General features: G+C 38.8%; 21 protein-coding genes. 11 read left to right on the forward strand and 10 right to left on the reverse strand.

The genetic code is table 11. The features are described from left to right. Positions 1-13 precede the first annotated feature (13 nt). Together AC1M9H_RS05280 and AC1M9H_RS05285 are read left to right on the forward strand one after the other, a co-directional pair. Positions 14-727, forward strand: coding sequence for an ABC transporter ATP-binding protein (locus tag AC1M9H_RS05280; protein ID WP_481612994.1), 714 nt, complete (start codon positions 14-16; stop codon positions 725-727). Beyond that, positions 724-3210: an ABC transporter permease gene (locus tag AC1M9H_RS05285; RefSeq protein WP_481612918.1), complete on the forward strand. Its 2487-nt coding sequence runs from the start codon at positions 724-726 to the stop codon at positions 3208-3210. Before AC1M9H_RS05280 ends, AC1M9H_RS05285 begins: the two co-directional genes overlap by 4 nt. 31 nt (positions 3211-3241) lie before the next feature. Here the strand turns inward: AC1M9H_RS05285 and AC1M9H_RS05290 are convergent, their stop codons facing one another. Beyond that, on the reverse strand, positions 3242-4054 hold the full coding sequence (locus AC1M9H_RS05290; RefSeq protein ID WP_481612919.1) for a rhomboid family intramembrane serine protease: 813 nt from the start codon (positions 4052-4054) through the stop codon (positions 3242-3244). Positions 4055-4130: 76 nt separating this feature from the next. On the opposite strand from AC1M9H_RS05290, the gene mtgA reads away from it, so the two are divergent. Together mtgA and ppk1 are read left to right on the forward strand one after the other, a co-directional pair. Beyond that, entirely contained in the window at positions 4131-4805 is a 675-nt protein-coding gene (mtgA, locus tag AC1M9H_RS05295; RefSeq protein ID WP_035266660.1) for a monofunctional biosynthetic peptidoglycan transglycosylase, read from the forward strand. Positions 4806-4929: 124 nt separating this feature from the next. Next, positions 4930-7008 (forward strand): polyphosphate kinase 1, encoded by a 2079-nt coding sequence (gene ppk1, locus AC1M9H_RS05300; RefSeq protein ID WP_035266707.1) that lies wholly within the window; start codon positions 4930-4932, stop codon positions 7006-7008. A 51-nt stretch (positions 7009-7059) separates the two neighbouring features. Here ppk1 and oxyR read toward each other — a convergent pair whose 3' ends face one another. The 4 genes from oxyR to rubA form a co-directional block, all read right to left on the reverse strand. Continuing rightward, positions 7060-7965: a LysR family transcriptional regulator OxyR gene (gene oxyR / locus AC1M9H_RS05305; RefSeq protein ID WP_035266662.1), complete on the reverse strand. Its 906-nt coding sequence runs from the start codon at positions 7963-7965 to the stop codon at positions 7060-7062. A gap of 16 nt (positions 7966-7981) precedes the next feature. Continuing rightward, positions 7982-8917, reverse strand: coding sequence for an alpha/beta fold hydrolase (locus tag AC1M9H_RS05310; RefSeq protein WP_092766881.1), 936 nt, complete (start codon positions 8915-8917; stop codon positions 7982-7984). A 61-nt stretch (positions 8918-8978) separates the two neighbouring features. After that, positions 8979-10157, reverse strand: coding sequence for an NAD(P)/FAD-dependent oxidoreductase (locus AC1M9H_RS05315; protein ID WP_035266666.1), 1179 nt, complete (start codon positions 10155-10157; stop codon positions 8979-8981). 79 nt (positions 10158-10236) lie between these two features. Further along, positions 10237-10401, reverse strand: a complete 165-nt coding sequence (rubA, locus tag AC1M9H_RS05320) for a rubredoxin RubA (RefSeq protein WP_000760495.1) — start codon at positions 10399-10401, stop codon at positions 10237-10239. Between the two features lie 490 nt (positions 10402-10891). Between rubA and AC1M9H_RS05325 the strand changes: the two genes are divergently transcribed. Beyond that, positions 10892-11428: an adenine phosphoribosyltransferase gene (locus tag AC1M9H_RS05325; RefSeq protein ID WP_481612920.1), complete on the forward strand. Its 537-nt coding sequence runs from the start codon at positions 10892-10894 to the stop codon at positions 11426-11428. Between the two features lie 31 nt (positions 11429-11459). On the opposite strand, the gene AC1M9H_RS05330 is transcribed toward AC1M9H_RS05325, so the two are convergent. Continuing rightward, positions 11460-11972, reverse strand: a complete 513-nt coding sequence (locus tag AC1M9H_RS05330) for a YqiA/YcfP family alpha/beta fold hydrolase (protein ID WP_179997703.1) — start codon at positions 11970-11972, stop codon at positions 11460-11462. A 249-nt stretch (positions 11973-12221) separates the two neighbouring features. Between AC1M9H_RS05330 and lysS the strand changes: the two genes are divergently transcribed. Together lysS and AC1M9H_RS05340 are read left to right on the forward strand one after the other, a co-directional pair. Then, positions 12222-13751, forward strand: a complete 1530-nt coding sequence (lysS, locus tag AC1M9H_RS05335; RefSeq protein WP_481612921.1) for a lysine--tRNA ligase — start codon at positions 12222-12224, stop codon at positions 13749-13751. Positions 13752-14052: 301 nt separating this feature from the next. Continuing rightward, on the forward strand, positions 14053-15501 hold the full coding sequence (locus tag AC1M9H_RS05340) for a capsule assembly Wzi family protein (protein ID WP_481612922.1): 1449 nt from the start codon (positions 14053-14055) through the stop codon (positions 15499-15501). A gap of 48 nt (positions 15502-15549) precedes the next feature. On the opposite strand, the gene AC1M9H_RS05345 is transcribed toward AC1M9H_RS05340, so the two are convergent. After that, the gene (locus AC1M9H_RS05345; protein ID WP_481591939.1) at positions 15550-16077 is read right to left on the reverse strand and encodes a hypothetical protein; all 528 of its coding nucleotides are present in this window, start codon (positions 16075-16077) and stop codon (positions 15550-15552) included. A gap of 15 nt (positions 16078-16092) precedes the next feature. Next, positions 16093-16536 carry a GNAT family N-acetyltransferase gene (locus tag AC1M9H_RS05350; RefSeq protein ID WP_481591940.1) on the reverse strand — a complete coding sequence of 148 codons (444 nt, stop codon included), beginning with the start codon at positions 16534-16536 and terminating at the stop codon, positions 16093-16095. A 141-nt stretch (positions 16537-16677) separates the two neighbouring features. Between AC1M9H_RS05350 and cysD the strand changes: the two genes are divergently transcribed. From cysD to AC1M9H_RS05370, 4 genes are all read left to right on the forward strand, one after another. Beyond that, positions 16678-17592 (forward strand): sulfate adenylyltransferase subunit CysD, encoded by a 915-nt coding sequence (gene cysD, locus AC1M9H_RS05355; RefSeq protein ID WP_035266686.1) that lies wholly within the window; start codon positions 16678-16680, stop codon positions 17590-17592. A gap of 125 nt (positions 17593-17717) precedes the next feature. Further along, positions 17718-19334: a sulfate adenylyltransferase subunit CysN gene (gene cysN, locus AC1M9H_RS05360; RefSeq protein WP_481591941.1), complete on the forward strand. Its 1617-nt coding sequence runs from the start codon at positions 17718-17720 to the stop codon at positions 19332-19334. Between the two features lie 590 nt (positions 19335-19924). Beyond that, positions 19925-20173 carry a DUF2798 domain-containing protein gene (locus tag AC1M9H_RS05365; RefSeq protein ID WP_035266689.1) on the forward strand — a complete coding sequence of 83 codons (249 nt, stop codon included), beginning with the start codon at positions 19925-19927 and terminating at the stop codon, positions 20171-20173. A gap of 121 nt (positions 20174-20294) precedes the next feature. After that, complete coding sequence (locus AC1M9H_RS05370; RefSeq protein WP_092766872.1) at positions 20295-21170, forward strand: SDR family oxidoreductase; 876 nt, start codon at positions 20295-20297, stop codon at positions 21168-21170. Positions 21171-21226: 56 nt separating this feature from the next. Here AC1M9H_RS05370 and AC1M9H_RS05375 read toward each other — a convergent pair whose 3' ends face one another. Then, positions 21227-23647 (reverse strand): glycerophosphodiester phosphodiesterase family protein, encoded by a 2421-nt coding sequence (locus tag AC1M9H_RS05375; protein ID WP_481612923.1) that lies wholly within the window; start codon positions 23645-23647, stop codon positions 21227-21229. A 264-nt stretch (positions 23648-23911) separates the two neighbouring features. After that, positions 23912-26371 (reverse strand): glycerophosphodiester phosphodiesterase family protein, encoded by a 2460-nt coding sequence (locus tag AC1M9H_RS05380; protein ID WP_481612924.1) that lies wholly within the window; start codon positions 26369-26371, stop codon positions 23912-23914. Positions 26372-26416 lie beyond the last annotated feature (45 nt).

A 26416-nucleotide genomic window follows, 5' to 3' on the forward strand; every position in this document is an offset into this window, starting at 1 on the left:
AACTTCTTCAATCATGCCACAAGCGTTAATTTCTGCACAGCAATTGACACAAACGATACAGATCCAACAAAAAAAGTTGACGATTTTTGAGAATCTAAATCTACAAATTTATCCTGGCGAGCAAGTCGCAATCACAGGCAGATCGGGTTCTGGAAAATCTACACTGTTGGGAATTCTGGCGACATTAGATCAGCCAAGTTCAGGAACATTGTCGATTAATGGTATAGCAGTTGAGCAATTAAGCGAAGAGCAACGCGCTCAAATTAGACTTGAAAATATTGGTTTTGTATTTCAATCCTTTCAGCTTTTACCTTCTTTATCTGCGCTTGAAAATGTCATGTTACCGCTGAGAATTCAAAAGAATTTTGATTATGCCAAAGCAGAACAACAAGCCCTTTATTGGTTGAACAAAGTGGGTTTAGATCGTCAAAGTACTCAAACACCTAAAGTACTGTCTGGGGGAGAACAACAACGCGTAGCAATTGCACGCGCTTTAATTGCTGAGCCCAAAATTGTATTTGCGGATGAACCAACGGGAAATTTAGATGGGACGACAGCCCAGGAGATTGAACAGCTTTTATTTGATTTGAATCGGGAGCTGGGCACTACATTGGTTTTAGTCACCCATGATCAAAAGCTAGCACAAAAATGTGAGACGCATTATGAATTGATCAATGGTCAATTACAAAAAGTACAAGGTGCTTCAAGATCTGGAGAGCGTGTATGAGTGCGCTATTTAAACCTTTGTTGAAGCAAAGTTTTGCTAGTACAGGGATTTATTTGCTCATTTTTGCATTGAGTCTCGCGATTAGTGCGACAACCGCTTTAAAGTTCAGTAATGATCAGATTCAACAAGCTGTTTCATTGCAGGCTGCTAAGCTTCAAGCTGCAGATCTAGTGTTAAGTGATCAATATCCGCTCGATGAAAAATTTAAAAAGAAGGCAAGTCAACTCAATCTACAACAGTCCCTAGTGACGGTTTTTGGCTCAATGGCACATACCGATGAACAATTTGTCATGGTGAATGTCAAAGCGATTGAGTCCAATTTTCCGCTACGTGGTGAACTCATTATTCAACCTGATCAGACTGCTATTCGGTCAGGAGAGGTATGGCTGAGTCAACGTGCTTTAGATTTATTAAATGTTAAAATAGGGGAGAGGGTTCAAATCGCAGATGCGAGTTTTACAGTCACAGGAGTCATTGAAAAGGATTCTAACCAAGAACTCGGATTTTCAGCCTTTTCACCTACAGTGATCATTTCACAATCTGATGTTGCGGCAACCAATGCGATTCAGCCTGGAAGTCGTATCGAATATCGTCTGCTTATGTCTGGTGAGCCGAATAGACTTAATGAGTTTACGGCTTATTTTGATCAGCTCCATCCTAAAAAAATGATTGAACCAAATGCAGATGATCAGCAAGCAATGGAAACCCCAAGCTCAATTCGCTTGAGAACTGCGGATGAGGCGAATACCCGCCTGATGCGTCCAATTGAAAATCTAGATACTTTTTTACAGCTTGCAAACATTCTTACAATTTTACTGTGCGGTATTGCAATTGCGTTGACCAGTCAACGGTACGTTCAACAAAATCAAGATCATGTTGCTTTAATGAGATGTATGGGGACTGCAAAGTTCCAAATTCTTAAGAACTATATTGCATTACTTATGATTGCCGTCGCAATTGCGATGTTCATCGGTACTGGATTAGGGATTGGTCTAGGCTATATTTTATTGCAGTTTATGTTACAACTAATTCCGCATTTAGACATCCAATTTAGCTTGTTTGATTTGGTTTTGGGTCCTTTGCCGATTGCAATATTCACCAGTGTCATTGTGATGTTTGGATTTATTGTCCCAAGTTTGATGCAGCTCTTAAATACGCCTCCAATTCGTGTTATCCGTGAGGATGTTAAATCTACGCGTTCTCTCTTAACCTTATTGGGAGCGGGAGCTGTAAGTCTTATTTTATTTTGTATTTTGCTCACTCAAAATATACAGCTCTCATTGCTCGTTATCGGTACGATCCTCGCATTGTGTGCAAGTATGTTCAGCATAGTTTGGTTGCTATTAAAGATGATCAAATCTTTGAAAAATAGATGGTCAGCCTATGTACGTGTACCTAATCAAACAGCATTTCAAATTACTGCACTTGCATTAGGTCTGAGCCTGATTACAGTTCTTGTAGTATTAAGGACGGATCTATTAGATCGTTGGCAGCAACAGTTACCTAAAGGTACGCCAAATCAATTTATTTATGGTCTTCCTCCATTTGAAGTTGAGCAATTTAAAGCTCAGATCGAAAAAGAAGGTTGGCCAAGTTCACCCTTGTATCCGAATATCCGCGGACGCCTAATTAAACATAATGGTCAGCCATTTTCGGAATCATTAAGAGCGCAAAATAACTCACTCAGACGAGAGTTGAATTTGACTCAAGCTCAAGGCTATCCAGAAGATAATGTCATTGTCAGTGGGCAGCCACAATTGCAGCAGGTGGGAGATGTTTCTGTTGAAGCAAATCTTGCTGAAGAGTTAGGGATAAAAGTGGGTGATCAACTCAGCTTTAGCTTGCCAGAAGGTGAACTTCAAGCCAAAGTTGTAAATTTAAGAACAGTCGAGTGGGAAAGCTTCAGTCCAAATTTTTTCTTCATTTTTGCACCGAATACGATGGATGAAAATGCTGGAAGTTATTTAGGAAGTTTTTTTGTACCTCAAGATGAAAAATCCAAGTTGGTCAATCTGATTCAGCAGTTCACAAATACTGTATTTATCGATGTTTCCTTAATTTTAGAGGAAATTAAAAACTTAGTATCTGTTCTGGTTCAGATTATTACCATTCTTGCGCTTCTCGTCAGTGTTTCAGGTTTTTTGGTGTTGATTGCTTGCATTAATTTATTGATGGATGAGCGAAAGCGAGAAGTCGCGATTTTAAGATCATTTGGCAGCTCAAAATCCAATTTGAAAAATATGCTGAGTTTAGAAATTGGATTTATCGGCTTTATGGCTGGCTTAGTATCGTGTTTTTTTGCTGAGGTCATCGGTGCGATCGCCAGTTATAAAATGGATCTCGCAATACAACCGCATTGGGAAATCTGGGTGATTCTACCTATGAGCATGACGATCTTATGTGCGCTGATTGGTCGTTATCGTTTAAGCTACTTAACTGAGATTCCTCCATTAAAAAGCTTGCGCGAACTCAATCAATCATAAAATTTATGAGGTCTAAAAAATGCAATTGGAATTAATACGCCAATTGCATTTTCATTTGCTGCAACATTTCAGCCCAAATGGGTTGTATTCCGCTCACTAAGCCTAAGTTATATTGATACATGAACCAACATAAGAAGATGCCTAGAGGAAGTACCACGATGGTAGTGGTGAAGCCTAGTCTAAATCGTTGACCGATGTACCAACATAAAGCCATGACTGCACCCATCAACACTCCACCAATATGCGCTGCATTATTTATTCCAGGGATCATGAATCCCATACCAATATTTAATGCCAAGATGATCAGCAGCGATTTACGATCAAAGAGAAATTGTTGTTGTGGTAAAGGGGGAAAAAGAGATAAGAGCGTTAAAGCACCACCTAAACCCATAACGGCACCTGATGCACCTGCGGATACACGTGGAAATAAATCATGATTGATATGCTCCAATAGCTCGTAACTATTCCTTATGTCAATCAGCCCACTGACCAAGCTTCCCATAATGCCTGCTAATAGATACAAGCCTAGAAAATAAACATGCCCAAGCGTTTTCTCAGCGACATTGCCAAAGAGATACAATGCCCACATATTGAGCATTAAATGAATAAGACCAAAATGAAAAAATGTACTGCTGAAGATTCGGAGGGGTTCCTCTAGATAAGTCAGCGGTGCATAATCAGCACCCCAGCGTAAAGCATCTATTGTTGCTGGGTTTGATATATCCACCCCGCTAAAGATTTGCCAGATAAAAAGTCCAACATTCAGTGTAATGATTAAAAACGTAATCTGACTTAAGGGTAGACGTGATTGGCTTTGAAATTGGGGTGGTTGCATTTCAGTCATGTCATTGTATTCTGTGATAATGATATGGATTAAGGTCAAGCATGTACTACGCTAACAAAAGGAGCAACACACTGACATGAAAGCATTTATTGTTCGAACTTTATTGGTCATTGTCAGTATCATCCTTGTAATTCAACTATGGATTTTTTCAAGTCTTGCATGGTGGAGAACCAATGCTGTTGATACAACGATGCTCATGCGTTGGACATATTGGACCGACAGTTCGAAGCCTATTCAGCATCAATGGCGTGATTATGAGAATATCAGTGATCATCTGAAACGTGCGATTATTGCAGCTGAAGATGCTAAATTTATGCAACATCATGGCTTTGATTTTGACGGCATAAAACATGCTTTGGAAAGAAATAAAGAAAAAGAACAAGTGGTTGCGGGTGGATCCACCATTTCCCAACAATTATCCAAAAATTTATTTTTATTTAATAAGCGTTCTTTTTTACGTAAAGGACAAGAGGCTGTCGCTACTGTCATGATGGAGCGTATGTGGTCAAAACAACGCATTCTTGAGGTATACATGAACTCCATTGAATTTGGAGATCATATTTTTGGTGTGGAAGCTGCAGCACGTCATTATTTTGGAAAATCGGCAAGCAGTCTAACACGTGAGCAAGCCGCATTTTTGGCAGCGATCTTGCCGAATCCGCGTTATTATCAACACCACCGTCAAGATCGTAAACTCAAAAATAAACAGCGAATTATTTTGCGTTACATGAATGCTTCAAGAATTCCGTGAGATGTAATTGTCTAAAAAACTTTCGTGAGATCAAAAATGCACAGTGATCATGTGCATTTTTTATGAAATTGTCATAAATTTGAAGCATACTTAAGACAGATCTTTAGCATGCAGGTTTTGTGGTATGAATACCGCGATGACAAATACTCCAACTGAATATACTTATAATGAACGATATATCAATCGTGAACTTTCAATTTTAGATTTTCATCTTCGTGTTTTAGAACAAGCGGTTGATCCATTGCATCCATTGCTTGAGCGAATGAATTTCTTATTGATTTTTTCAAGAAATATGGACGAATTCTTTGAAATTCGTGTTGCGGGTGTTATGGAGCAATTGGAGCTCGGTAATGAAAGCCGTAGTCCAGATGGGTTAACACCAAAGCAAGTTCTTGAGAAAATTTCACAGACTGCGCATGCTGCAATAGAGCGTCAATATCGTATTTTGAATGATGAAATTTTTCCAAAATTACGTGAAGAAGATATCTGCTTCTTACGTCGTGGAGAGTTGACACCAGCTCAATCCCAATGGATTAAAAAATATTTTCAGGAACAAGTTGCGCCAGTACTTACTCCAATTAGTTTAGATCCAGCACATCCATTCCCGCGTTTAGTCAACAAATCACTCAACTTTATTGTCACGCTAGAAGGCAAAGATGCTTTTGGACGACAGATTGATTTAGCCGTTGTCCCTGCGCCACGTTCTTTACCACGTGTGGTTCGTTTACCTGACGAGTTAACCGATGGTAAAGAACACCACGTGATGCTGTCAGCGATTATTCATGAGCATGTCTCTGATTTATTCCCAGGAATGACTGCGACAGGTTGCTATCAATTCCGTGTGACGCGAAATGCGGATTTAGCCCTTAATGAAGATGTCGAAGATTTGGCAAAAGCATTAAAAGGGGAGTTAAACTCTCGTCGATTTGGACGTGCTGTCCGTTTAGAAGTGACAGAAAATTGCCCAAAACATATTTATGATTACCTTCTCAACGAATTCGACTTGCATGAAGAACAATTATATAAAGTTGATGGACCTGTGAACTTGGCACGTTTAGTGTCTAATTTTAAACGTCCGCATTTGAGATATGACTCACATACGCCGGTCATTCCTAAAGTATTAAAGAAGTCTGAAAATGTTTTTTCTGCGATGAAGAAACAGGACATTCTTTTACATCATCCATTCGAATCATTTGCTCCAGTTATTAATTTATTACGTGAGGCAGCACGAGATCCACAAGTTTTAGCGATTAAGCAAACATTATATCGAAGTGGGCCTGATTCTGAGATTGTTCAAGTGTTGGCTGAAGCTGCACGTAATGGTAAAGAAGTCACAGCTGTCATTGAACTTCGAGCGCGATTCGATGAAGAGTCAAATATTGCGGTAGCAAATGTTTTGCAAGAGGCTGGTGCTGTGGTGGTTTATGGCATCGTAGGCTATAAAACACATGCAAAAATGATTCTCGTTGTGCGCCGTGAAAATAATAAATTGGTTCGTTATGTGCACTTAGGTACAGGGAATTATCATGCAACCAATGCCCGGATCTATACCGATTACGGATTGATGACAACGGACAAAGAGCTTTGTGAAGATGTGCATCGTATATTCCAAGAGTTGACTGGAATGGGCAAAATGGCAAAATTGAAGAAATTACTTCATGCGCCATTTACGTTGCATACACAGTTAATTAGTTATATTGATGAAGAGATTGCTCACGCCAAAGCGGGTAAGCCAGCTCAGATTATTGTGAAAGTGAATGCGCTGACTGAAGTGCAACTGATTAATAAACTTTATGAAGCATCACAAGCTGGTGTGCAGATTGATTTAATCATACGTTCAATTTGTTGTTTAAGACCAGGTTTGCCAGGGCTTTCTGAGAATATCCGTGTGCGCTCTATCGTTGGACGATTCTTAGAGCACACACGTGTGTATTATTTTGGAAATGCAGGGCAACCACGACTGTATTGTTCAAGCGCAGACTGGATGGATCGTAATTTATTTAATCGTGTTGAAGTTTGTTTCCCTGTTGAGGATCCAACTTTGAGAAAGCACATTTATCAACATGGTTTATTGAATTATATGAAAGATAATCAACAAGCTTGGTTGTTAAATGGTGATGGAACTTGGTCACGTGCGCAATGCGATGAAGGTGAGACTCCTCATAATGCGCAACATAAATTGCTTGAACTCTTTAAATCTTAAATGATTTTTATAAAAAAAGGAGCCAAATGGCTCCTTTTTTGTGATGACTTATTAGCAAATATCAGCAGTAATGCGCTGTAGAATTTGTAAAAGGACATCAAATTCGCTTTGCAATGGCGTACTTTTACGCGTCACTAATGACAGAATGCGTGAAGGGGCATTCTCAATTGGTCGGATCACCAATTGATCATTATTTTTCAGCATATGTGTATTTACCGCAATCTGAGGTAGTAATGTAAAGCCCAGATTAGAACTCACCATTTCAACCAAGGTTGGTAATGAGCTCGCTTTAAGGCGATGATCATTCTTGCGTTCACCGATAGGGCATACACTTAAAGTATGGTCTCTTAAGCAATGACCTTCTTCAAGCAACATGAGGTGTGTCAAATCAAGGTCTTCTAGAGATTTAGCTTGCGCCGTTTTGTGGTCAGCTTTGTTTGCAACTAAGTACAAACTCTCTTTCGCAACTTCAGCGACTTTTAAGCCACGTGTGTCGAATGGGAGCGCTAACATGATCATGTCTAAATTGCCATGTTCTAGCTTTTCAACCAAATGTTCACTCTGTGCTTCATGAAGATGTAGTTGAATTTTAGGCAGCTCTTTATGAACTTCTTCTAACAATTGCGACAAAATAAATGGTGCAATCGTTGGAATAATTCCTAAATGAAGATCACCAGTAAGTGGTTCGCTCATCTCACGGCTCAGTCGCATGAGATCTTGAGCATCAGCAAGAAGGACACGTGCTCGTGCAACCACTTGCTCACCGAGAGGGGTTAAACGTACATTTTGGCGATCACGTTCAACGAGAACGCCACCCAATAAACGCTCGAGCTCCATAATCCCGCCAGAAAGCGTAGACTGAGTAACGAATGAGCGACGTGCTGCTTCTGTAAAATGCAACGTCTCAGACAGAGTCACGAGATATGACAGCTGTCTTAGGGATGGTAATGCAGCCATAGTGTCCTAGTGTTTATCATTTAAAATGTTTTGCAAACAAACCACTCAGTTGTGGGATGAAATGCGCAGGAATATCATGCCCCATTCCTTCGATTAATTCAAACTTTGCGCCTGATATTGCTTTTGATACTGCCTTGCCGTGGCTAAAAGGGAGTAGACGATCCTTTGAGCCATGTACAACCAGTGTTGGCTTTTGAATTTGCTTATCGATAGAAACTAATGAGCCTGTACATAATATTGCTAAAAACTGTTGAAGTACACCCGCTGGATGATAACTACGCTTATATAATTTACGCGCGTTTTGAATAACTTCTAATTGATTGACGTAACCAGGTGAACCAATCGTCTGAATGACTTTAATACTATGATTTACAATACCATCTTCATCATTCGATGCAGGGCGACCAATAAGACTAAATAATTGTTTTGGAAATGGTGGCGGAAGAAATGGCTGATTATTACTGGTAAATAATAATCCTAGTTTATCCACTTTTTCTGGATATTTTGCTGCCAATATCTGAGCGATCATTCCCCCCATTGATGCACCAATAATATGCGCTTTTTCAAGACCTAATCGTTCAATGAGTAACGCTACATCTTCAGCCATATCATATAAATTGTAAGGAGAGCCTTGATTTCCTAGACCAAAAGCAAATCGACCCATAAGTTTAAATGTATTGAGGCGAGGTCCCTTGTGCTTAATTTTTGTTGAGAGGCCAATATCTCGGTTATCGAAACGAATGACTCTGAAACCTTGGTCTATTAAAGATTTGCAAAAAAAATCTGGCCAAAAAAGCATCTGCGCACCCAGTCCCATGATGAGAATAATCGTAGGATGTTCAGCCTTGCCTCCAACTTCAATATGAAGGTCGATCCCATTGCCTAGACTCACTTTACTTTCTTGCATGAATGGAGCATAAGGTGAAACTTGATATTCTAGTGCGTTATTCATTTTTATTGTGTCCAAACTAAAAGGGTACTTTCATTTGAAAATACCCTAAATCTTTGAATAATTAAACGGCAGCTGGAATTAAATCTGGGACCAGTTTGGTCAATGTTAAACGTTGCTTCGCTGCTGTTGGTCCAAGTAGCACAAATCCACGAAGCGTTGATTCTTGGTCAAGTGCTTTAGCAATCATTCCGTCATCGAGTTCTTCAGTTTCCCAAGTTGCCTCTACACCTTGAGGTACAGGTAATACAGTCAGTGGTGCAGCAGGAGTTTTCACTGCAACTGGCATCGCTGGATAATGAACTTGTGTATTTTCACCAGACAATGTTTTAGCTAAAGCACGTGCTTGTTGCATAATTGGCATGACATACGGAAGCAGTAAACCATTTACTTCTGCACAATCACCTAATGCATAAATATCGGTTTTATTGGTTTCCATTAAAGTGTTAGTCACAATCCCACGGCTGGTATGGATTCCTGCTTCTTGTGCAACTGATGTATTGGGTTGCAGGCCAACAGCAGAAAGAACAACGTCAGCTGTAAAGCTCTGTCCATTTGCAAGCGTTACGGTATAGCTTTCGTCTGAGTTTTTACTTACCCGATCTACGGTGGTACTTAATGCAAACTGAATACCTGTTTCTTCAAGATTTTGCTGGAAAGCATGTGCAACGTGTTCTGGTAGAAGGCGACCCAAAGGTTGTGGGGCAAGATCAATCACAGTCGCTTGATGACCAGTGTTCTGTAAATCGTTGGCAAACTCACACCCAATGAGGCCTGCACCTAAAATGACAACACGCTTGTCTTGTTTAAGGTCGAGCTTAGAGCGAAATTCACGATAATCAATCAGTGAGTTAACTACATGAATATCATCAGCGCCATCACCTGAAATGGCTAAACGAATAGGGTTAGCACCTACAGCTAATATTAATTTGCTGTATATAAGGTTTTCAGCTTGTCCATCTTTTGTGTAGGTCAATTGATGTTGATCTGCAGAAATTGAAGTTACAGTCGCATGATGAATAATTTGCATATTCAATTGCGCAGACATTTTCTCAGCATCACCTAAGGCAATTTGCTCTGGCGCTTTTTTACCTACAAGTGCATTAGATAAAGTTGGTTTTGCATAGTTCACCGCATCATCTGAGCAAATCATAACAAGTGCTTGTTCAGCATTCAGTTTGCGAAACTCTCGCGCTAATGTGTAACCTGCCATGCCAGAGCCAACAATGATGATCGGTTGCATAGTACTCTCCAATACTGATAATTTTTTTAGTAAATAAGAAAAAAGACCATATCAAAATGGTCTTTAAAGGAAATCTGTATTAGATTTCAATCATTTCAAAATCTGCTTTTGATACGCCGCAATCTGGGCAAGTCCAATCATCTGGAATATCTTCCCATTTAGTGCCTGCAGCAATGCCATCTTGTGGCCAGCCTTCTGCTTCGTCATAAATCCATCCACAAACGATGCATTGATATTTTTTCATTTGATTCTCCAAAAATACTGACAATTCCATTTATTGGTGTCAGCCAAAATCTTTCTCACACCTAGACTCAATTGATATGAATTTTTATCGTTCATATTCAAGCAAATTTTTACGCAGTTCGAGGTGGAAAGTAAAGTAAATAACGGAGTTTAGCTGACTAAAAGAGAAGCTGAATGGCAGATTAGGACAAAACGCATGCTAATTATGCTAATGCATGATAGGGCTGAGCATTAAATCTTTGAAATATTTGACAAAATTATATGTATTATGATTTAAAAAAATTGTCAGACTTTTGTCGCGTATTGATTTACCAGCTATTCATATAAAATTTATACTGTTTGTGTTTTATACTTGTCATTTAATTAAAAAATGGTTTATTAAAAATCAATAAGTTATATTGGTTGGTATTTTTTTTTAGCTCATGTTTGCTATATTTTTTGTCAATAATTCGTTAAAATTTACGCATTCTTTTGTCTAATTTTTATCTCCTATGTCTAATTCTTTGACTACATCATTGTGGTCACACATTCGTACGGTCCAAGATTTTCCCAAACCAGGAATTTGTTTCTTTGATTTAACTCCTTTGTTCATGCAGAGCATTGCACCTTTAACTGATGCCTTAATCGAAAGTATTCCTGCGGAACAATTGGCAGAAGTAGAGAGTTTCGTTGCTGTTGAAGCACGTGGGTTTGTTTTGGCGAGTTTGTTGGCGCAACGTACTGGCAAGGGTTTGTTGTTGGTTCGTAAAGCTGGAAAATTACCACCACCAGTGATTGGTGTGGGTTATAGCCTTGAGTATGGCATGGACCGTTTAGAAATGTCTGCGGATGTACAGGCTCAAAAAGTGATTATTGTTGATGATGTATTGGCCACAGGTGGTACATTAAAAGCAGTTAAGCAATTGATGGATAAATGTCAGCACACTGTTTTAGGGGCGAGTATTTTCCTTGATTTACCAGACTTACACGCGGATTTAGGAATGAATATTTGGTCAGTTTTGGACGATAAATCAAAACCTCAAATTTAAGTCGAAAAGCCTTGTGATTCACAAGGCTTTTTTAATGTGATTGATGATTTGAGTGGCTGACTAATCCGATCAGGTAATTCAGGCGATCAGGGTTTTCCAGTTGATGACGGCCACCAATAATACTTTCAACGTACATGTATGGCTCTAATAAGTCAGAGGTACTATGCATATCAATCAGTTCATCACCAAGTTCGATATAAGCGATTTGAGATGAGGTTTTGGATTGAAGCTCCTCAATTGTAATCGCTGGATAATCTGGATCGAAAGATGGCATTAGGCTCGGATTTGCAATCACAGCAGGAAGTTGAAATCGATTTGACATCTTTAATGCCCAGTAACCACCTAGACTATGTCCTACTAAAATGTCTGGTTTAATTTTCTCGATCATATCGATATAAAAACGTTCAACAGCAGCGTATTTTAAATTTCGATAATCAACATTAATGCAATATTTATTTTTAGAAAGAATTGCCTGAAACTTGGTAGATTCTCTTGAAGAATCTAATCCATGCATAAACAATACTTTAGGCTCTTGAGTGTTCATAAGTCATCATTAAATCCATTCTATTTTTTATGATTGTTGAAAGTATACTTTTCCACAATTTATAGGATGATTGTAGAGTGCTGTATTCAAAGTACAACTTAGCTTTTGGTCTAAGAAATGTTCAGACCTAGACTTTAGTGGATGAAATTAAGCGTTTTTCAAATGGCTGATTATTTTTTCTAATGCTCAAGTACTTTGAATTCTGCTATGCTATGCAACTTCTTTTTTAAATAAAATTACGAGGCAGAGATGACGCAACAAAACGCTCAATCGACTTCTGAACAAGCCATTTCCGAAAACGATTTAATCGCACAGCGTCATGCCAAGTTAAAACAGATTCAAGATAAGGCTCAAGAGCAGGGTACGAGCCCTTGGCCAAACACGTTTAAGCGTGAACATTATGCACAAGACCTTCAGGATCAGTTTGCTGATAAATCAAAAGAAGAAATTGAAGGCAGTGAAAAAGTTTATGTCAAAGTTGCGGGTCGGTTGATGTTGAACCGCGGTTCGTTCATGGTGATCCAAGACATGACCGGCCGTATTCAGCTTTATGTTGCACGTAAAGAACTTTCTGCTGAAACACTTGACACCATTAAAGGTTTAGACCTAGGTGATATTATTGCCGTTGAAGGTTACATTGGACGTTCAGGCAAAGGTGATCTTTATGTGCATATTGAACATTTTGAACTCCTCACTAAATCACTCCGTCCTCTTCCAGACAAGTTCCACGGTTTAACAGATACAGAAGTAAAATATCGTAAACGTTATCTTGATTTGATCGTGAACGAAGAAACGCGTAAGACTTTTGAAATTCGAGCAAAAGTAGTTGCTGGTATTCGTAACTTCTTGACTGAAAAACGTTATATGGAAGTTGAAACGCCAATGATGCATGTGATTCCAGGTGGTGCTTCTGCGCGTCCATTTGAAACGCATCACAATGCCTTAGACATGCCATTATTCTTACGTATTGCACCAGAACTTTACTTAAAGCGTTTGGTTGTAGGTGGTTTTGAACGTGTGTTTGAGATTAACCGTAACTTTCGTAATGAAGGTGTGTCTACACGTCACAACCCAGAATTCACCATGATCGAATTCTACCAAGCTTATGCAGACTACAAAGACTTGATGGAACTGACAGAGCAAATGTTAGAAAAACTAGCAATTGATATCTTAGGTTCGACAGATGTACCTTATGGCGAAGAAGTGTATAGCTTCAAAGGTCCATTCAAGAAAATCTCAATGTTTGATGCAATTCTTGAACATAACCCACAATTTACACCTGAAAATGTAAATGATCGCGAGTTCTTAGCTGAGTTTGTTAAGAATGAACTTAAAGAGCAAGTGAAGCCAGGTTTTGGTCTAGGTAAGCTTCAAACGATTGTATTTGAGGAAACTGTTGAAACGAAACTTCGTCAACCGACCTTCATTACTGAATATCCTGCGGAAACCTCTCCATTGGCACGTCGTAACGATGACAACCCGCACATTACTGACCGTTTTGAATTCTTCATTGGTGGTCGTGAGCTTGCAAATGGCTTCTCAGAGTTAAATGACCCAATTGACCAGGCTGAGCGTTTCCAAGCACAGGTAGCTGAAAAAGATGCGGGTGATGATGAAGCAATGCACTATGATGCCGACTTCGTTGAGGCGCTTGAATATGGATTACCTCCTACAGCAGGTGAAGGGATTGGTATTGATCGTCTGGTAATGCTATTTGCCAATGCGCCAAGTATTCGCGATGTGATCTTATTCCCACATATGCGTCACAAAAATGCGTAATAGCGAAATTAAAAAAGCCCTTCTTTGAAGGGCTTTTTTAATTTTTCTTAACATAAAATTAAATTTAAATGTTTTTTAGTGTGAGTGCATTTTGAGGTTTTAATCACAAAATATTTAATTAAGGTGATAAAAAATATAGAAAATTATCATTAAGGCTAATCTGTTTAACCAGCTGTATGTTTATCAAAATATTTATACAATGTTATTAAATGTATCTAATTAAATGCTTAATGTAAAGTTAATGGATTTATAAATTAAAAATTCAAATAATCAATAAGATATAATCCTAAATTGATTTGTGATGAACCCGAATAGACTTATAAAAATCCTATCATCGAGCTTACTATTTTCTAGTCCACTGGTGTTTGCCAATGGTATTCTCCTCAACGATGAAAACCTGAGAGATGATTTAAATTGGCTGAATCAACAAGGTGTGATTCAAATAAGCACCTCGACATGGCCGCTAAGTGGTGATGAAGTCCAACGTGCCCTCTCCAATGCTAAAATTAACTCCATTGAACAACAAAAGGTTATTCAGGAAGTCGAAAGAGCGATTAAGCAGCAAAATGAAACATTAAAAGTTGATGCTTTCGCGGAGAGTGATCAAAAGAAAATCCCACAATCTTTTGCCGATCATCAAAAAGCACAATATGCGCTTGGTGCAGAGTTAAATCTTGGGGGGCAAAATTGGGATGCGAAGCTCAAAGTTAGAGGTGAAAAAGACCCTCAGATAGACAATGGGCAAGACGTTAACCTAGAAGGCTCATATCTTGCGGGTAAACTTTGGAATCAATGGCTCATTGCTGGTCATATTCCAACCTACTGGGGACCTGGACACGATGGTAGTTTGATACGTGGAGATGCAAGTCGACCAGTATATGGTTTCACTCTACAGCGTGCTGAACAGTCTGCTTTTGATCATAAATGGCTCTCATGGATCGGGCCTTGGCAATACCAAGCTTTTGGCGGCCAGGTAGATGATTATAAAGCAGTTCCTGATGCTAAAATTATTGGTTTACGTTTGACCGCACAACCACTACCTTATTTAGAGTTCGGTGCATCACGCATTATTCAATGGGGTGGTGAAGGTCGCCCTGAGGATTTAGGAACTCTCTGGGATGCTTGGATTGGTAAAGATAATGTTTACGGGGATACTGTTAATCCATCTAACCAGATTGCTGGATTTGATGCGCGTTTGAATCTAAGCTATTTATTGAACCAGCCAATCGGCGTCTATGCTCAATACGTGGGGGAAGATGAAGCAGGTGGCTTACCTGCTAAGAAAATGTATCAGGCTGGGGTGGATTATTCTTCATCTTTAAAAAAAATGCCTTATCAGGTTTATGCTGAGTGGGTAGACACCACTACAAATGGGAAGGCCCAAGGAATATCTTATAATCACAGTGTTTATACAGATGGATATTATCAACATGGCTATCCTCTTGCACATGCGATTGGAGGAGATGGTGAGATGATTTCTTTGGGTGGAAATATTCGTTTTGATGCCATGAATAGACTTTCAGGTCGCGTATTATTTGCAAAAGTAAATCAATCAAATCGAGATACCAATGCTGCATTTTCTGAGGAAGATGATATCCAAGCATTAGATTTAACTTGGACGCATTTTGTGAAGCCGAATTTGCCATTAAAGATTAATGGTTGGATTGCAGATTCAGATCGTCATGGTAATGATGCAGGTGCTTCTGTTGGTATTGAAATACCTTTAGATGTCAAAAAACTGGGACGTTAATATTCTGAGATTAGCATTTGAAAAAGCCACCTAAAAAGGTGGCTTTTTTTATATGAGACTTGTTTGTATCCGAACTTTCATTTCTAAGCTAAGTTGCGCGATATAATCCTTCATCCATGGGTAATTCTGTCCCATTGGATTTACTTTAGTGGCTGTGTCTAAAAAACTAAGCTCAGGCTGACTGAATAATTGCTTTTCTAAGCAGTCTTTAAATTGCTCAGCGTTCGCATATAAATCTGTTTCAACTACAAAAAAGTGTTTTGGATAATTGTAAAAGGCGTAGCACAAATTAAAAGCTTTTTGATTGCCTTTTAAATGACCAATACTAATTTCACTTCTATGATCTTGATTGCTATGTGTAACGCCAATCAAGAACTTTAGTTTTTGATCAGTATGTTCAACAGCAAACTGTAAGCCAATTTGATCAGCAGTTAACTCGTGCTGAACAAAAATATTTAAAGCAGAACCATTTTCAGTAAACGGTTCTTGTAACACTAGAATTTGATGATGCTGATAAATATGACCAGCAATTTGAGCTCGCTCTAAATGTTGTTTAAGAGATTCAAGGCTAAGCATGGGAGATAAAAATAACTAATTTAGAGATTTTTTATATTGAATGAATCCTGTCTCGGTTGCAACACGATTATACAAAAGTCTAGCGTTATCATTGCTTTTATGGGTTAGCCAGTACACTCTATCATAATTATTTTTACATTCATCATAGCTAAATTCTATTAATTTCCTGGCTAAGCCCTGATTCCTGTAATTTGCATCAATAAACAAATCTTGGAGATAACAATAAGGGAGTGTAGTCCAAGTGCTTGCGTGAGAAATGAGATGTACAATTCCGACGACATTTTGATTTTTTATAATGGCATAGCCAAACATATCGGTTTGCGACGCATCAGATAATCGTTTGAAAGTCAGAGCCGCTTGTTGAGGATTCAATTCGGTCTTGTAGAATTCAAGGTAAGCTGACCAAAGGGCTAACCATTCTTGGTATTTTATATTAGAAAGGCCTGTAATTGTTATCATAATTAGATTGTCTCTTTGCTTATATTCTATTTGAGTATATTAATATAAAAAAACGAGATAAAGCTCCGTTGTCTAAATCACTATAATGAATATAAATTTTCAAAAGTGTCATAAGTACACATATTCTAGCTGGTGTTGTCCATGTCATTAAATGAGGAAAGACTTACTCATCTTAAACAGCTTGAAGCTGAGAGTATTCATATCATTCGCGAAGTTGCTGCAGAATTCGAAAATCCAGTCATGCTTTATTCGATTGGTAAGGACTCGGCAGTTATGCTGCATTTAGCGCTTAAAGCATTCTATCCTGCAAAACTCCCTTTTCCACTGTTACATGTAGATACAGGTTGGAAATTTAAGGACATGATTGCTTTCCGCGACAATATGGCTAAGCAACACGGTTTCGATCTTATCGTCCACCAAAATAAAGAAGGTAAGGATGCTGGGATTAACCCATTTGATCATGGTAGTTCGAAATATACTGATATCATGAAAACTCAGGGTTTAAAACAGGCATTAGATAAATACAAGTTCGATGCTGCATTTGGTGGTGCTCGCCGTGATGAAGAAAAATCACGTGCCAAAGAACGTGTGTATTCATTCCGTGATGATAAACATCGTTGGGATCCTAAAAACCAACGTCCAGAACTTTGGAATCTTTACAATGGTAAAGTGAATAAAGGCGAAAGTATCCGTGTGTTCCCATTGTCGAACTGGACTGAGCTTGATATTTGGCAATATATTTACTTAGAAAGTATTCCACTTGTTCCATTGTATTTAGCGGCAGAACGACCTGTTGTTGAGCGTAGTGGTACATTAATTATGGTGGATGATGAGCGTATGCCTTTAAAAGAAGGTGAAGTTCCACAAATGAAATCGGTTCGTTTCCGTACTTTGGGGTGTTACCCATTGACAGGTGCGGTGGAGTCAACTGCTAACACCTTGCCAGAAATTATCCAAGAAATGTTGCTTGCAACGAGTTCTGAGCGCCAAGGTCGAATGATTGACCATGATGAAGCCGGCTCGATGGAAAAGAAAAAGCAAGAAGGTTACTTCTAGAATCTCTCTTGCGCAGCAGCGTTGCTCCTCTCTTTGTAAAAGAGAGGAGTCATCCTCCTTTTTCAAAGGGGGAACGAGGGGGATTCAAATACACCGATTTCAACATATTTGTGGAGCTATGAGCCATGTCTCATCAATCAGATTTGATTAGCCAAGATATCTTGGGTTATTTAAAACAACACGAAAATAAAGACTTATTACGCTTTTTGACTTGCGGTAACGTAGATGATGGTAAATCAACTTTAATTGGTCGTTTACTTTACGATTCAAAATTGATTTATGAAGATCAATTGCAAGCAGTGACACGTGATTCTAAAAAAGTCGGTACAACAGGTGATGCACCTGACTTAGCGTTACTTGTAGATGGTTTACAAGCAGAGCGTGAACAAGGTATTACGATTGATGTAGCTTACCGTTATTTCTCTACAGAAAAACGTAAGTTCATTATTGCCGACACTCCGGGGCATGAACAATACACACGTAACATGGCTACAGGTGCGTCTACGTGTGATCTTGCGATCATTTTAATTGATGCGCGTTACGGTGTTCAGACGCAAACACGTCGTCATACGTATATTGCAAGCTTACTTGGTATTAAGAACATTATTGTTGCGATCAACAAAATGGACTTGGTTGAATTCTCTGAAACTCGTTTCAATGAAATTCAAACAGAATACGCAGGCTTTGTTGCACAACTTGGCGATCGTAAACCATCTAACATCATCTTTACGCCGATTTCTGCGTTAAATGGTGATAACGTTGTAAACAAATCACCAAATACACCTTGGTACACAGGCGAAACTTTGATGGGTACGCTTGAATCTGTAGAGATTAATCGTACTTCAGCTAAAGCTGACTTCCGCTTCCCTGTACAGTATGTGAACCGTCCTAACCTCGATTTCCGTGGTTTCTGCGGTACGATCGCCCTAGGTGATATCAACGTTGGAGATACGATTACTGCGTTGCCATCAGGTAAATCATCTACAGTTAAAGAAATCGTTACTTTTGATGGTAACTTAGAACGTGCAGTTGCCGGTCAAGCAGTGACATTAACGTTAAACGACGAGATTGATATTTCTCGTGGTAACGTACTTGTACGTGCAGACCAAGAAGTACCGGCAATTTCTCGTTCTGTTCAAGCGACTGTTGTATGGATGGCTGACCAACCGCTTGCGATTGGTAAGTTATATAACGTGAAGATTGGTACGCAAACTGTTCCTGCTAAGGTAACAGCAATTAACTTCCGTACAAACGTAAATACGCTTGAAAAAGTTCAAGTTGAAAACTTAGAGCTGAATGCGATTGCGAATGTAACGATTGAATTTGATGCACCAGTCGTATTTGACCGTTATCAAGATAGCCGTTACACAGGTTCATTTATCTTTATTGACCGCTTAAGCAACGTTACAGTTGGTGCAGGTATGGTTGAAGAGGCAGTTGAGTGGACTGCACATAATGAGCCTGTAACATCAGAAGCACGTGCGGCGCGTTTGGGTCAAAAACCTGCTGCGGTAACTGTATCAAATGCTGCAATTGTGAATGCACAAGTATTAGAAAGCTTATTGATCCAACAAGGTGTTGTCGCGATAGCTAAAGCTGGTTTAACTGCTGAGCAAGTTGCATTATTACGTGAAACTGGAGTGGTGGTCATTACTGATACTGCAACAGGTACGGATGCAAGTTTTGAAGTAGAAGCTGCTGAAGAATTGGCTGAGAAGATTGTGGAATTGGTTCGTCTTTAAGATTGACTGATTTAAAAAAGCCCGCCTGATGGCGGGTTTTTTTATTTAAAATTCAATAACGACCACACTAGCCCTAATGAGCTAAGATAGAATGAACATTAACGATAAATTCGAGATATGATGAAAATAGTAGCGTATTTGCTTTTGATGCTCTTAACGGCATGTGTTAATGCTCCGATACAACAAAAACACCCTAGTAAAGCTTGTTTAGAATACCAACAAATGATGACAGCGCCTATGCCTAGAGAAGCTATGCAAAAACTGCAAAAAAAATGCTTCGAATCTAAAGAATTGAGATTAACGGTAAAATTGGACTAAAAACTTAAAACATTTTCGTAGAGTAGAAAAGCTAAAAAATAAAATCATCGTTTAAAGTTAAATATTTTTTTATTGCTCATGAGTCTTGATTAAGATGGAAACTAATCCATTCTATTTAATATACATTTACTAAGAAAAATTATTAAATCATGCCTCAAGGTTCAAAATTTTAACGATATTGGATTAGTTTTGTGTGCTTGAAACTTGAAAAATATAGGAATAGTGATTGCATTGGTGCTAAATTAAATGAGATGAAATGATTAGGCGCTACAATGAATAAAGCACTCCCAAAATTTCACCCCAAACATCTCAATTGGCTGATGCCGTTAATTTTGTCATGTTTGATGAGTGGTTCAATTTCTTTAATTAATATTGTAATGAATCGTGGATTTTTTGATGGGATCTGGGCGGTCTGGATAAAGACGTGGGCAATGTCTTGGTTAATCGCATTTCCATTGATCTTAATATTTTTACCTGTGGTAAGAAAAATCTTAATGCGTTTTGTAAAAACGATACCATAGCCCTTGAATGAAAGGTTTGATTAGCATTTAAAACAACAATTATAAAATTCTATGATCTTGCAACTGTTAAAAAATCGGGATAATTTTGCAAGTCGATAAAAATTACAACCTAAGGATTGGCATGACATATAACTCAGTATTCAAGGAAAACTTATTTCAGAATCAGGTCATCATTGTGACAGGAGGTGGTTCTGGTATTGGACGTTGTACAGCTCATGAGCTTGCATCATTGGATGCACAAGTGATTATTACAGGGCGTACCCAAGAAAAACTCGATAAAGTTGTTGCTGAAATCATGGAAGATGGTGGTAGAGCCTATGGCATCGCTTGTGATAATCGTGATGAAGCACAAGTGAAAGCCATGATTAGCGAAGTAACTAAAAAATTCGGACGAATTGATGGCTTGGTGAATAATGCAGGCGGACAATTTCCAGCACATTTAGAAAAAATCTCAGCCAATGGATTTGATGCTGTCATTCGAAACAATCTACACGCTACATTCTATCTTATGCGCGAAGCTTACAATCAGTGGATGAATAAGCATGGTGGAAGTATTGTCAACATGACTGCTGATATGTGGGGAGGTATGCCGAATATGGGACATTCAGGGGCAGCCCGTGCAGGGGTTGATAATCTGACCAAGACAGCTGCTGTCGAATGGGGCAAATCTGGAGTTCGTGTGAATGCCGTAGCACCTGGATGGATTTTGTCATCAGGTATGGATACATATACTGGTGAAATGGCTGAAAAAGTGATTCCAAGTATGGCGGAGAAAGTTCCTTTGCAACGCATGGGAACAGAAGCTGAGGTGTCGTCAGCGATCGTCTATTTATTGTCTGAAGCGTCTAAATTTATATCGGGTGTCACGATACGGATTGATGGCGCAGCTTCTCAAGGCACACGTATATTTCCATTAAGTCCGGCTGAGAATAATCAAGCCTATGATGGATTTCACCGTTCTTTTTTACCCGAAGTGATTCAAAATTTAAAAAAATAAGAAATGCCCAATTGAAGCTTTAAACTTAACAATTGGGCATGTAAATTTAAAGTTTCTTACTGAATCGTGACTGTCACGGGTTTACCGTACAGGGTGTAGCTATAATTCGGAGCAATCGTGTATTGATAGCTCGGCATGACATAGGCTTTGCCTTTTTCACTAAACGTAATCGACTGACCATTTTTACTATATTTGGCAGAACCAGGCAGAACAATCATTGAATTAAAGTTTTGTGCTGAAGCCTTACCTATTTGAGTAACTTTTTCTCCACTAAAAACAACAGTCTGTCCCACTTTCGCAGTAATTTGACCTGGAGTATTGATCTTGACGACTAAATCAGAAGATTCATGAGCATAATCGGTGGTTAAGCCATGTGTTCCTTGTACATACATACGATTAAAATCATCTTTATTGGTGCGGAAAGTCCAAGGCCAGAAAGTTATGCCACGTAAACTCGCCATCGACATTAACTCTTTGCTTAATCCTGCAAAAGACGGGTTAAATGTAGATGAATATTTTTGAGTCGCGTCTAATATTCGACGTGTGTTTACAATATTGCTTTGTGCGTTCGGCGTACTCGTTAAGAAGCCTGTAGAAACACCCGGTAAGGTATTTTTCATCTGTAAGATTTGATCACCATTAAAACTGATGACAATCGATTGATCATAGGCATTGTGCTTATCTAAAAGTTCTTTAATCTTCGCTACAATTTCAGGCTTAGCACTTTTAATTTCGATGAAATTGGTCACATGGGGATATTTTTTGACTGCAGCCAAAACCTCATCCATGGTTGGAACTGGGCGACCATTGGGAATCGTTCGTAACTGACGAATTTCAGCTAAGGTAAGATCTTCAGTATTTCTATTATCACCTGTGGTACGAGTTAATGTTCCATCATGCATCAGGAAAACATGACCATCTTTCGATAGATAAACATCATATTCAACTGCGTCAGCACCCACCTCAATAGCTTTAATTGTTCCTTCTAAAGTATTTTCATCCTCTAAAGCTGGAATGCCACGGTGGCCTGTGATCAGGGGTTTTCTTAACAGGGTATTCGGTGCCATCTGCTTCATAATGTTTTGGAAAACATCTGGCTGTTTTGTATAGATCCCATTAATCCCAGTGCTTAAAATATCAGCTGCTTTGAATGCATCAATGCCATCTTTTTGATCTGGATGAAGTGTGCTTGCCCAAGGTGTAATCAATAAGCGTTGTAGATGAGATACGACTTCTGATTGCACTAAGTGCGGCGGTAAAATGACAATTTTTGATAAAGAAGAATTGGTATTATGCGCAATTTTTACAATATCTGATTTACTATTGGTTAAACCAGATTGTTTTGAATAGTCGAGTGCTGTACGCAATACAGGGATTTCAACACGAGCTTTACGTAAGAGTTCAGGCTGATCCGACACCAAGGTGATATCAGCGAGATCATAGTTTTCTGTCAACGTTTTCAAATTTCGGATTGTTTTTTCTGAATTGATCGTTAATAGCGGAATATGACGTCGTGTTGAATCATTTAAATAATCTTTTAAATGAGTAATTTTCTTTTGATCTTGGTTAAGAAGATTGAGTTGCTCATCCAGTTGATAGGCAACATGAGTTGCTAATGGAGCTGAGTTCAGTGTAGTTGCGCCAGCAGGCTGAGCGAGTGCTGGTGCCATGGAGACTGGCAATTGCTGATCGATTAGATCTGTAACTCGATTAGACTCTGGTAGGGCTTCAAGTTGCTCAGTCACTTTAATTGAATCTACACGCATCAAAGCGCCAGCTGTAGAAATGCCAATGCCACCCTGATTTAAATTGTAAGGTAGCGTGCTATCGAGTACGAGTTCATCATTAATATAATGGCGTACGCGTTGGCCATGTACAATGACTGTTGCTTTGTAGGTTTTATTTAACTCAAAATTCTCTTTATATGCAGATTTCTGTAAAACATTCCATGTGTTGTTAGGTTGACGCATAGAAAGTTCAAGACCACTTGCAGCGGTTGCATCAACCCGAAATGCGAATTGATAGTATGGAGTAAAAGCTGGATCAGCATATTGATCAGCGGCACGATAGATGATGCTACCCCAACGCCCGCCATTGTTATTTTCTAAGAACGCAAAATCCATATCAATACGATAATTACGATGTTGCTGTAGTTCGTTTGGCAACATGATGGTCGTCATTTGTGTATCGTGCGCCGTACCATTGATGAATAGTGCTCCATCTTTAACTTCAATATTCCCTGGATTGCTACGAAGTTGAGTCCAATCGTTTGGAATAGCAGTTAAAGCATTGAAATTTTCATCAAAAAGTATTTTGGGTACAGGAACTTCAATTTCTGGTGTTTCAGGTTCTGGAGATGGATTAGGATTTTCTGTTTGATCTGGATTTGATACAGCATTTTTTTGATCATCATCGGAGCAAGCCGTTAAGCTTAATGTTAATAATATTGCTGACGTCAGTGTTGTAAATTTCATCATTAAAAAGTACTCGAAAAGTATGTCCCTAAGCGAGACACAATCTAAGTACATAAAATGACAATTCTATGGATTTGTCATAAAGTAAAAAAAATATTACATATTAAATATTTATGAAATTCATCAGTTTTAAATACTGTCGTGTTTAAGCGGTGAACATCATTAAAAGTCCAGTTGAAATCTTATGAAAAGATGAGGGAAAATGCGATTTTCGAAAAAAACCAACTCAGCGAACTGAATTGGTCTCCAAATATCAATGTGATGTGCTTATTGAATGGTCACAGTCACGGGTTTTGCATAGATGGTATAGGTGAAATTGGGTGCTATGGTGTATTGGTAGCTTGGCATGACATAGGCTGTACCACGTTCACTGAAACTCACAGATTGACCATTTAGACTATATTTTGCAGAGCCTGGTAGTACGAGCATCGTATTGAAGCTTTGGTAACTAGATTGACCCAGTTGCGTTAATTTTTGCCCAGCGATTTGTAAAGGTTGACCAACAGTTGCTGTTATTTGTCGTGGAGTTTTAATTTTGATCACAAAATTAGATGCATCTTGCGCATAATCTGTGGTCAACCCATGTGTACCTTGAATGTACATACGATAGAAATCATTTTTTATTAAACGGAACGTCCAAGGCCAGAAGGTCACCCCACGTAAACTTGCCAGATACATGACGTCCTGATTCAAACCACTATAATTCGGATTGAATGATGAAGAAAATTGTCGTGTTGTTTCCAAAATTCTTCGAATGTTTAGAAAAGTAGTTTGTTCCTTTGGTGGATATACCAATAAACCCGTTGATACACCTTTTAGAGTGTTCTTCATTTCAAGAATTTGTTGCCCATCAAAACTTATGACAATGGCTTGACCATATGCATCATATTTATCAAGTAAATCTTTAATTTTTAAAATTATTTCGGGTTTTGCACTCTTAATCTCGATAAAATTGGTGACATGTGGGTACTTTTTAACTACTGCAGCCAATACTTCATCCATCGTCGGTATGGCAAGTCGCTGCCCGGTCGTTTTTAGTTTACGAACTTCTTCGAGCGTCATGTTCTCAATATTTTTTGCGATACCCGTTGTGCGCAAAACCGATTTATCATGCATTAAAACGACATGGTCATCTTTTGTCAGATATACATCATATTCCACGGCATCAGCGCCAACTTCTATCGCTTTAAGAATACCTTCAAGGGTATTTTCATCAACTTGAGATGGAATTCCACGATGACCTGTAATGAGCGGTTTACGAAGTAGGGTGTTGGGCGCCATTGAGCGCATGATGGAATGAAATAATTCAGGCTGATGCGTATAAATGCCATTTACTCCTGTTGTTAATATCTCAGCGGCTTGATAGGCATCAAGCTTAGGACTGGTCTGTCCAGAAGTATTGTAGGTAAAACCTGCCCAAGGTGTGATCAATAAACGTTGCAAGTGTGCAACTACATTAGACTGAACCAAATGCGCTGGTAAAATCACAATTTTAGAAAGTGATGTATTGGTTGCCTGTGCAATTTTCACAACACTATTTTGATCTGAAATCAAATTGTACTTTTCAGACCAATCCAATGCTGTACGGATTTCTGGAATCTCCACACGCGCTTTTCTTAATAGATATGGATCATCAGAGACTAGCGTGACATCACTAAAATCATAATCTGAAGACAAAGATCTTAATTCAGCCAGTGTGTTTTCAGAGTCGATATGCAGAAGAGGAAGTGTTCTTTTGGTTTGATCAGAAAGAAGACTTCTAAGGTGCATCGTGGTCTTATTGTCGAAATCTTTTAAAAATAATTGTTCATCAAGTTGGTAAGCAATATAAGTGGCGGTATGAGCGTTATCATTTGTTAATGAGTCGGCTGGTTGTGCTAAAGCGGGCGCCATTGCAACTGGATATTTGTGATCAATGACATCTGTAATCCGATCTTGAGTAGGGAGGGCATCAAGTTGTTCAATCACCCGTATTGTGTTGACCTTCATCAGCAATCCTGATGCTGAAAGTCCAATGGCACCTTGGTTTAGGTTGATGGGTAATTCACCATCAAAAACCAATTGATCATTCAAGTAATGACGAACTCGTTGATTATGAACAACAACTGTAGCCTTATAAGGTGTATTTAAAGCAATGTTTGATTCAAATTTGGATGTATTGATGACATTCCATGTGTTATTTGAGCGTCTAAGTGCGAGTTCTAGACCATTATAAGCAGATGCATCTGCACGAATAGCAAATTGGTAATATGGTGTATATTCAGGTTGAGCAAACACTTCTGAAGCTCTATAAATAATACTTCCCCAACGAGTACCGTTATTACGCTCAAGGTATTCGAATTCTAACTCAATTTTATAGTTGCGAAGCTTTTGAAAATCCGAACTTAACATGATGGTGGTGGGTTTGATTAAATCTTTGCGACCATCAATCAGTAAGGCACCTTCTTTAAATTGAATGCTACCTGGATTTGAAGGCAGGATATTCCAATCAGAAGGTATTGAATAAATTTCAGTAAAATCCAGATTTAAATACGTTTTTGGTTGTGGAACATTGATCGGTGTTTCAGGTTCGAGATCCGGTGGTAGAGATTGTTCTGGATCTTCAGGCTGAATTGGTATGGGTGGCTCAGGGGCACTTGGTGTGGTTGATTTAGGTTGATCTTCCCCAGAGCATCCTGCTAAACCGAGCATGAGCGATAGTGTGACAACTAGAGTCTGCTTTTTCATTTTAAAAATTCTCGAGTGTGCGATCCATGACGACCTTAAAATCTA

It is taken from the genome of Acinetobacter sp. ANC_7512 (assembly GCF_056779935.1).

Coding starts and splice junctions, on each gene's coding strand:
- lysS (WP_481612921.1), top strand. CDS start 12,222: ATGACGCAACAAAACGCTCAATCGACTTCTGAACAAGCCATTTCCGAA.
- cysD (WP_035266686.1), top strand. CDS start 16,678: ATGTCATTAAATGAGGAAAGACTTACTCATCTTAAACAGCTTGAAGCT.
- AC1M9H_RS05280 (WP_481612994.1), top strand. CDS start 14: ATGCCACAAGCGTTAATTTCTGCACAGCAATTGACACAAACGATACAG.
- AC1M9H_RS05290 (WP_481612919.1), bottom strand. CDS start 4,054: ATGACTGAAATGCAACCACCCCAATTTCAAAGCCAATCACGTCTACCC.
- AC1M9H_RS05375 (WP_481612923.1), bottom strand. CDS start 23,647: ATGATGAAATTTACAACACTGACGTCAGCAATATTATTAACATTAAGC.
- AC1M9H_RS05325 (WP_481612920.1), top strand. CDS start 10,892: ATGTCTAATTCTTTGACTACATCATTGTGGTCACACATTCGTACGGTC.
- AC1M9H_RS05345 (WP_481591939.1), bottom strand. CDS start 16,077: ATGCTTAGCCTTGAATCTCTTAAACAACATTTAGAGCGAGCTCAAATT.
- AC1M9H_RS05285 (WP_481612918.1), top strand. CDS start 724: ATGAGTGCGCTATTTAAACCTTTGTTGAAGCAAAGTTTTGCTAGTACA.
- rubA (WP_000760495.1), bottom strand. CDS start 10,401: ATGAAAAAATATCAATGCATCGTTTGTGGATGGATTTATGACGAAGCA.
- ppk1 (WP_035266707.1), top strand. CDS start 4,930: ATGAATACCGCGATGACAAATACTCCAACTGAATATACTTATAATGAA.
- AC1M9H_RS05350 (WP_481591940.1), bottom strand. CDS start 16,536: ATGATAACAATTACAGGCCTTTCTAATATAAAATACCAAGAATGGTTA.
- mtgA (WP_035266660.1), top strand. CDS start 4,131: ATGAAAGCATTTATTGTTCGAACTTTATTGGTCATTGTCAGTATCATC.
- AC1M9H_RS05315 (WP_035266666.1), bottom strand. CDS start 10,157: ATGCAACCGATCATCATTGTTGGCTCTGGCATGGCAGGTTACACATTA.
- AC1M9H_RS05370 (WP_092766872.1), top strand. CDS start 20,295: ATGACATATAACTCAGTATTCAAGGAAAACTTATTTCAGAATCAGGTC.
- AC1M9H_RS05330 (WP_179997703.1), bottom strand. CDS start 11,972: ATGAACACTCAAGAGCCTAAAGTATTGTTTATGCATGGATTAGATTCT.
- AC1M9H_RS05365 (WP_035266689.1), top strand. CDS start 19,925: ATGAATAAAGCACTCCCAAAATTTCACCCCAAACATCTCAATTGGCTG.
- AC1M9H_RS05310 (WP_092766881.1), bottom strand. CDS start 8,917: ATGAATAACGCACTAGAATATCAAGTTTCACCTTATGCTCCATTCATG.
- AC1M9H_RS05340 (WP_481612922.1), top strand. CDS start 14,053: ATGAACCCGAATAGACTTATAAAAATCCTATCATCGAGCTTACTATTT.
- oxyR (WP_035266662.1), bottom strand. CDS start 7,965: ATGGCTGCATTACCATCCCTAAGACAGCTGTCATATCTCGTGACTCTG.
- cysN (WP_481591941.1), top strand. CDS start 17,718: ATGTCTCATCAATCAGATTTGATTAGCCAAGATATCTTGGGTTATTTA.
- AC1M9H_RS05380 (WP_481612924.1), bottom strand. CDS start 26,371: ATGAAAAAGCAGACTCTAGTTGTCACACTATCGCTCATGCTCGGTTTA.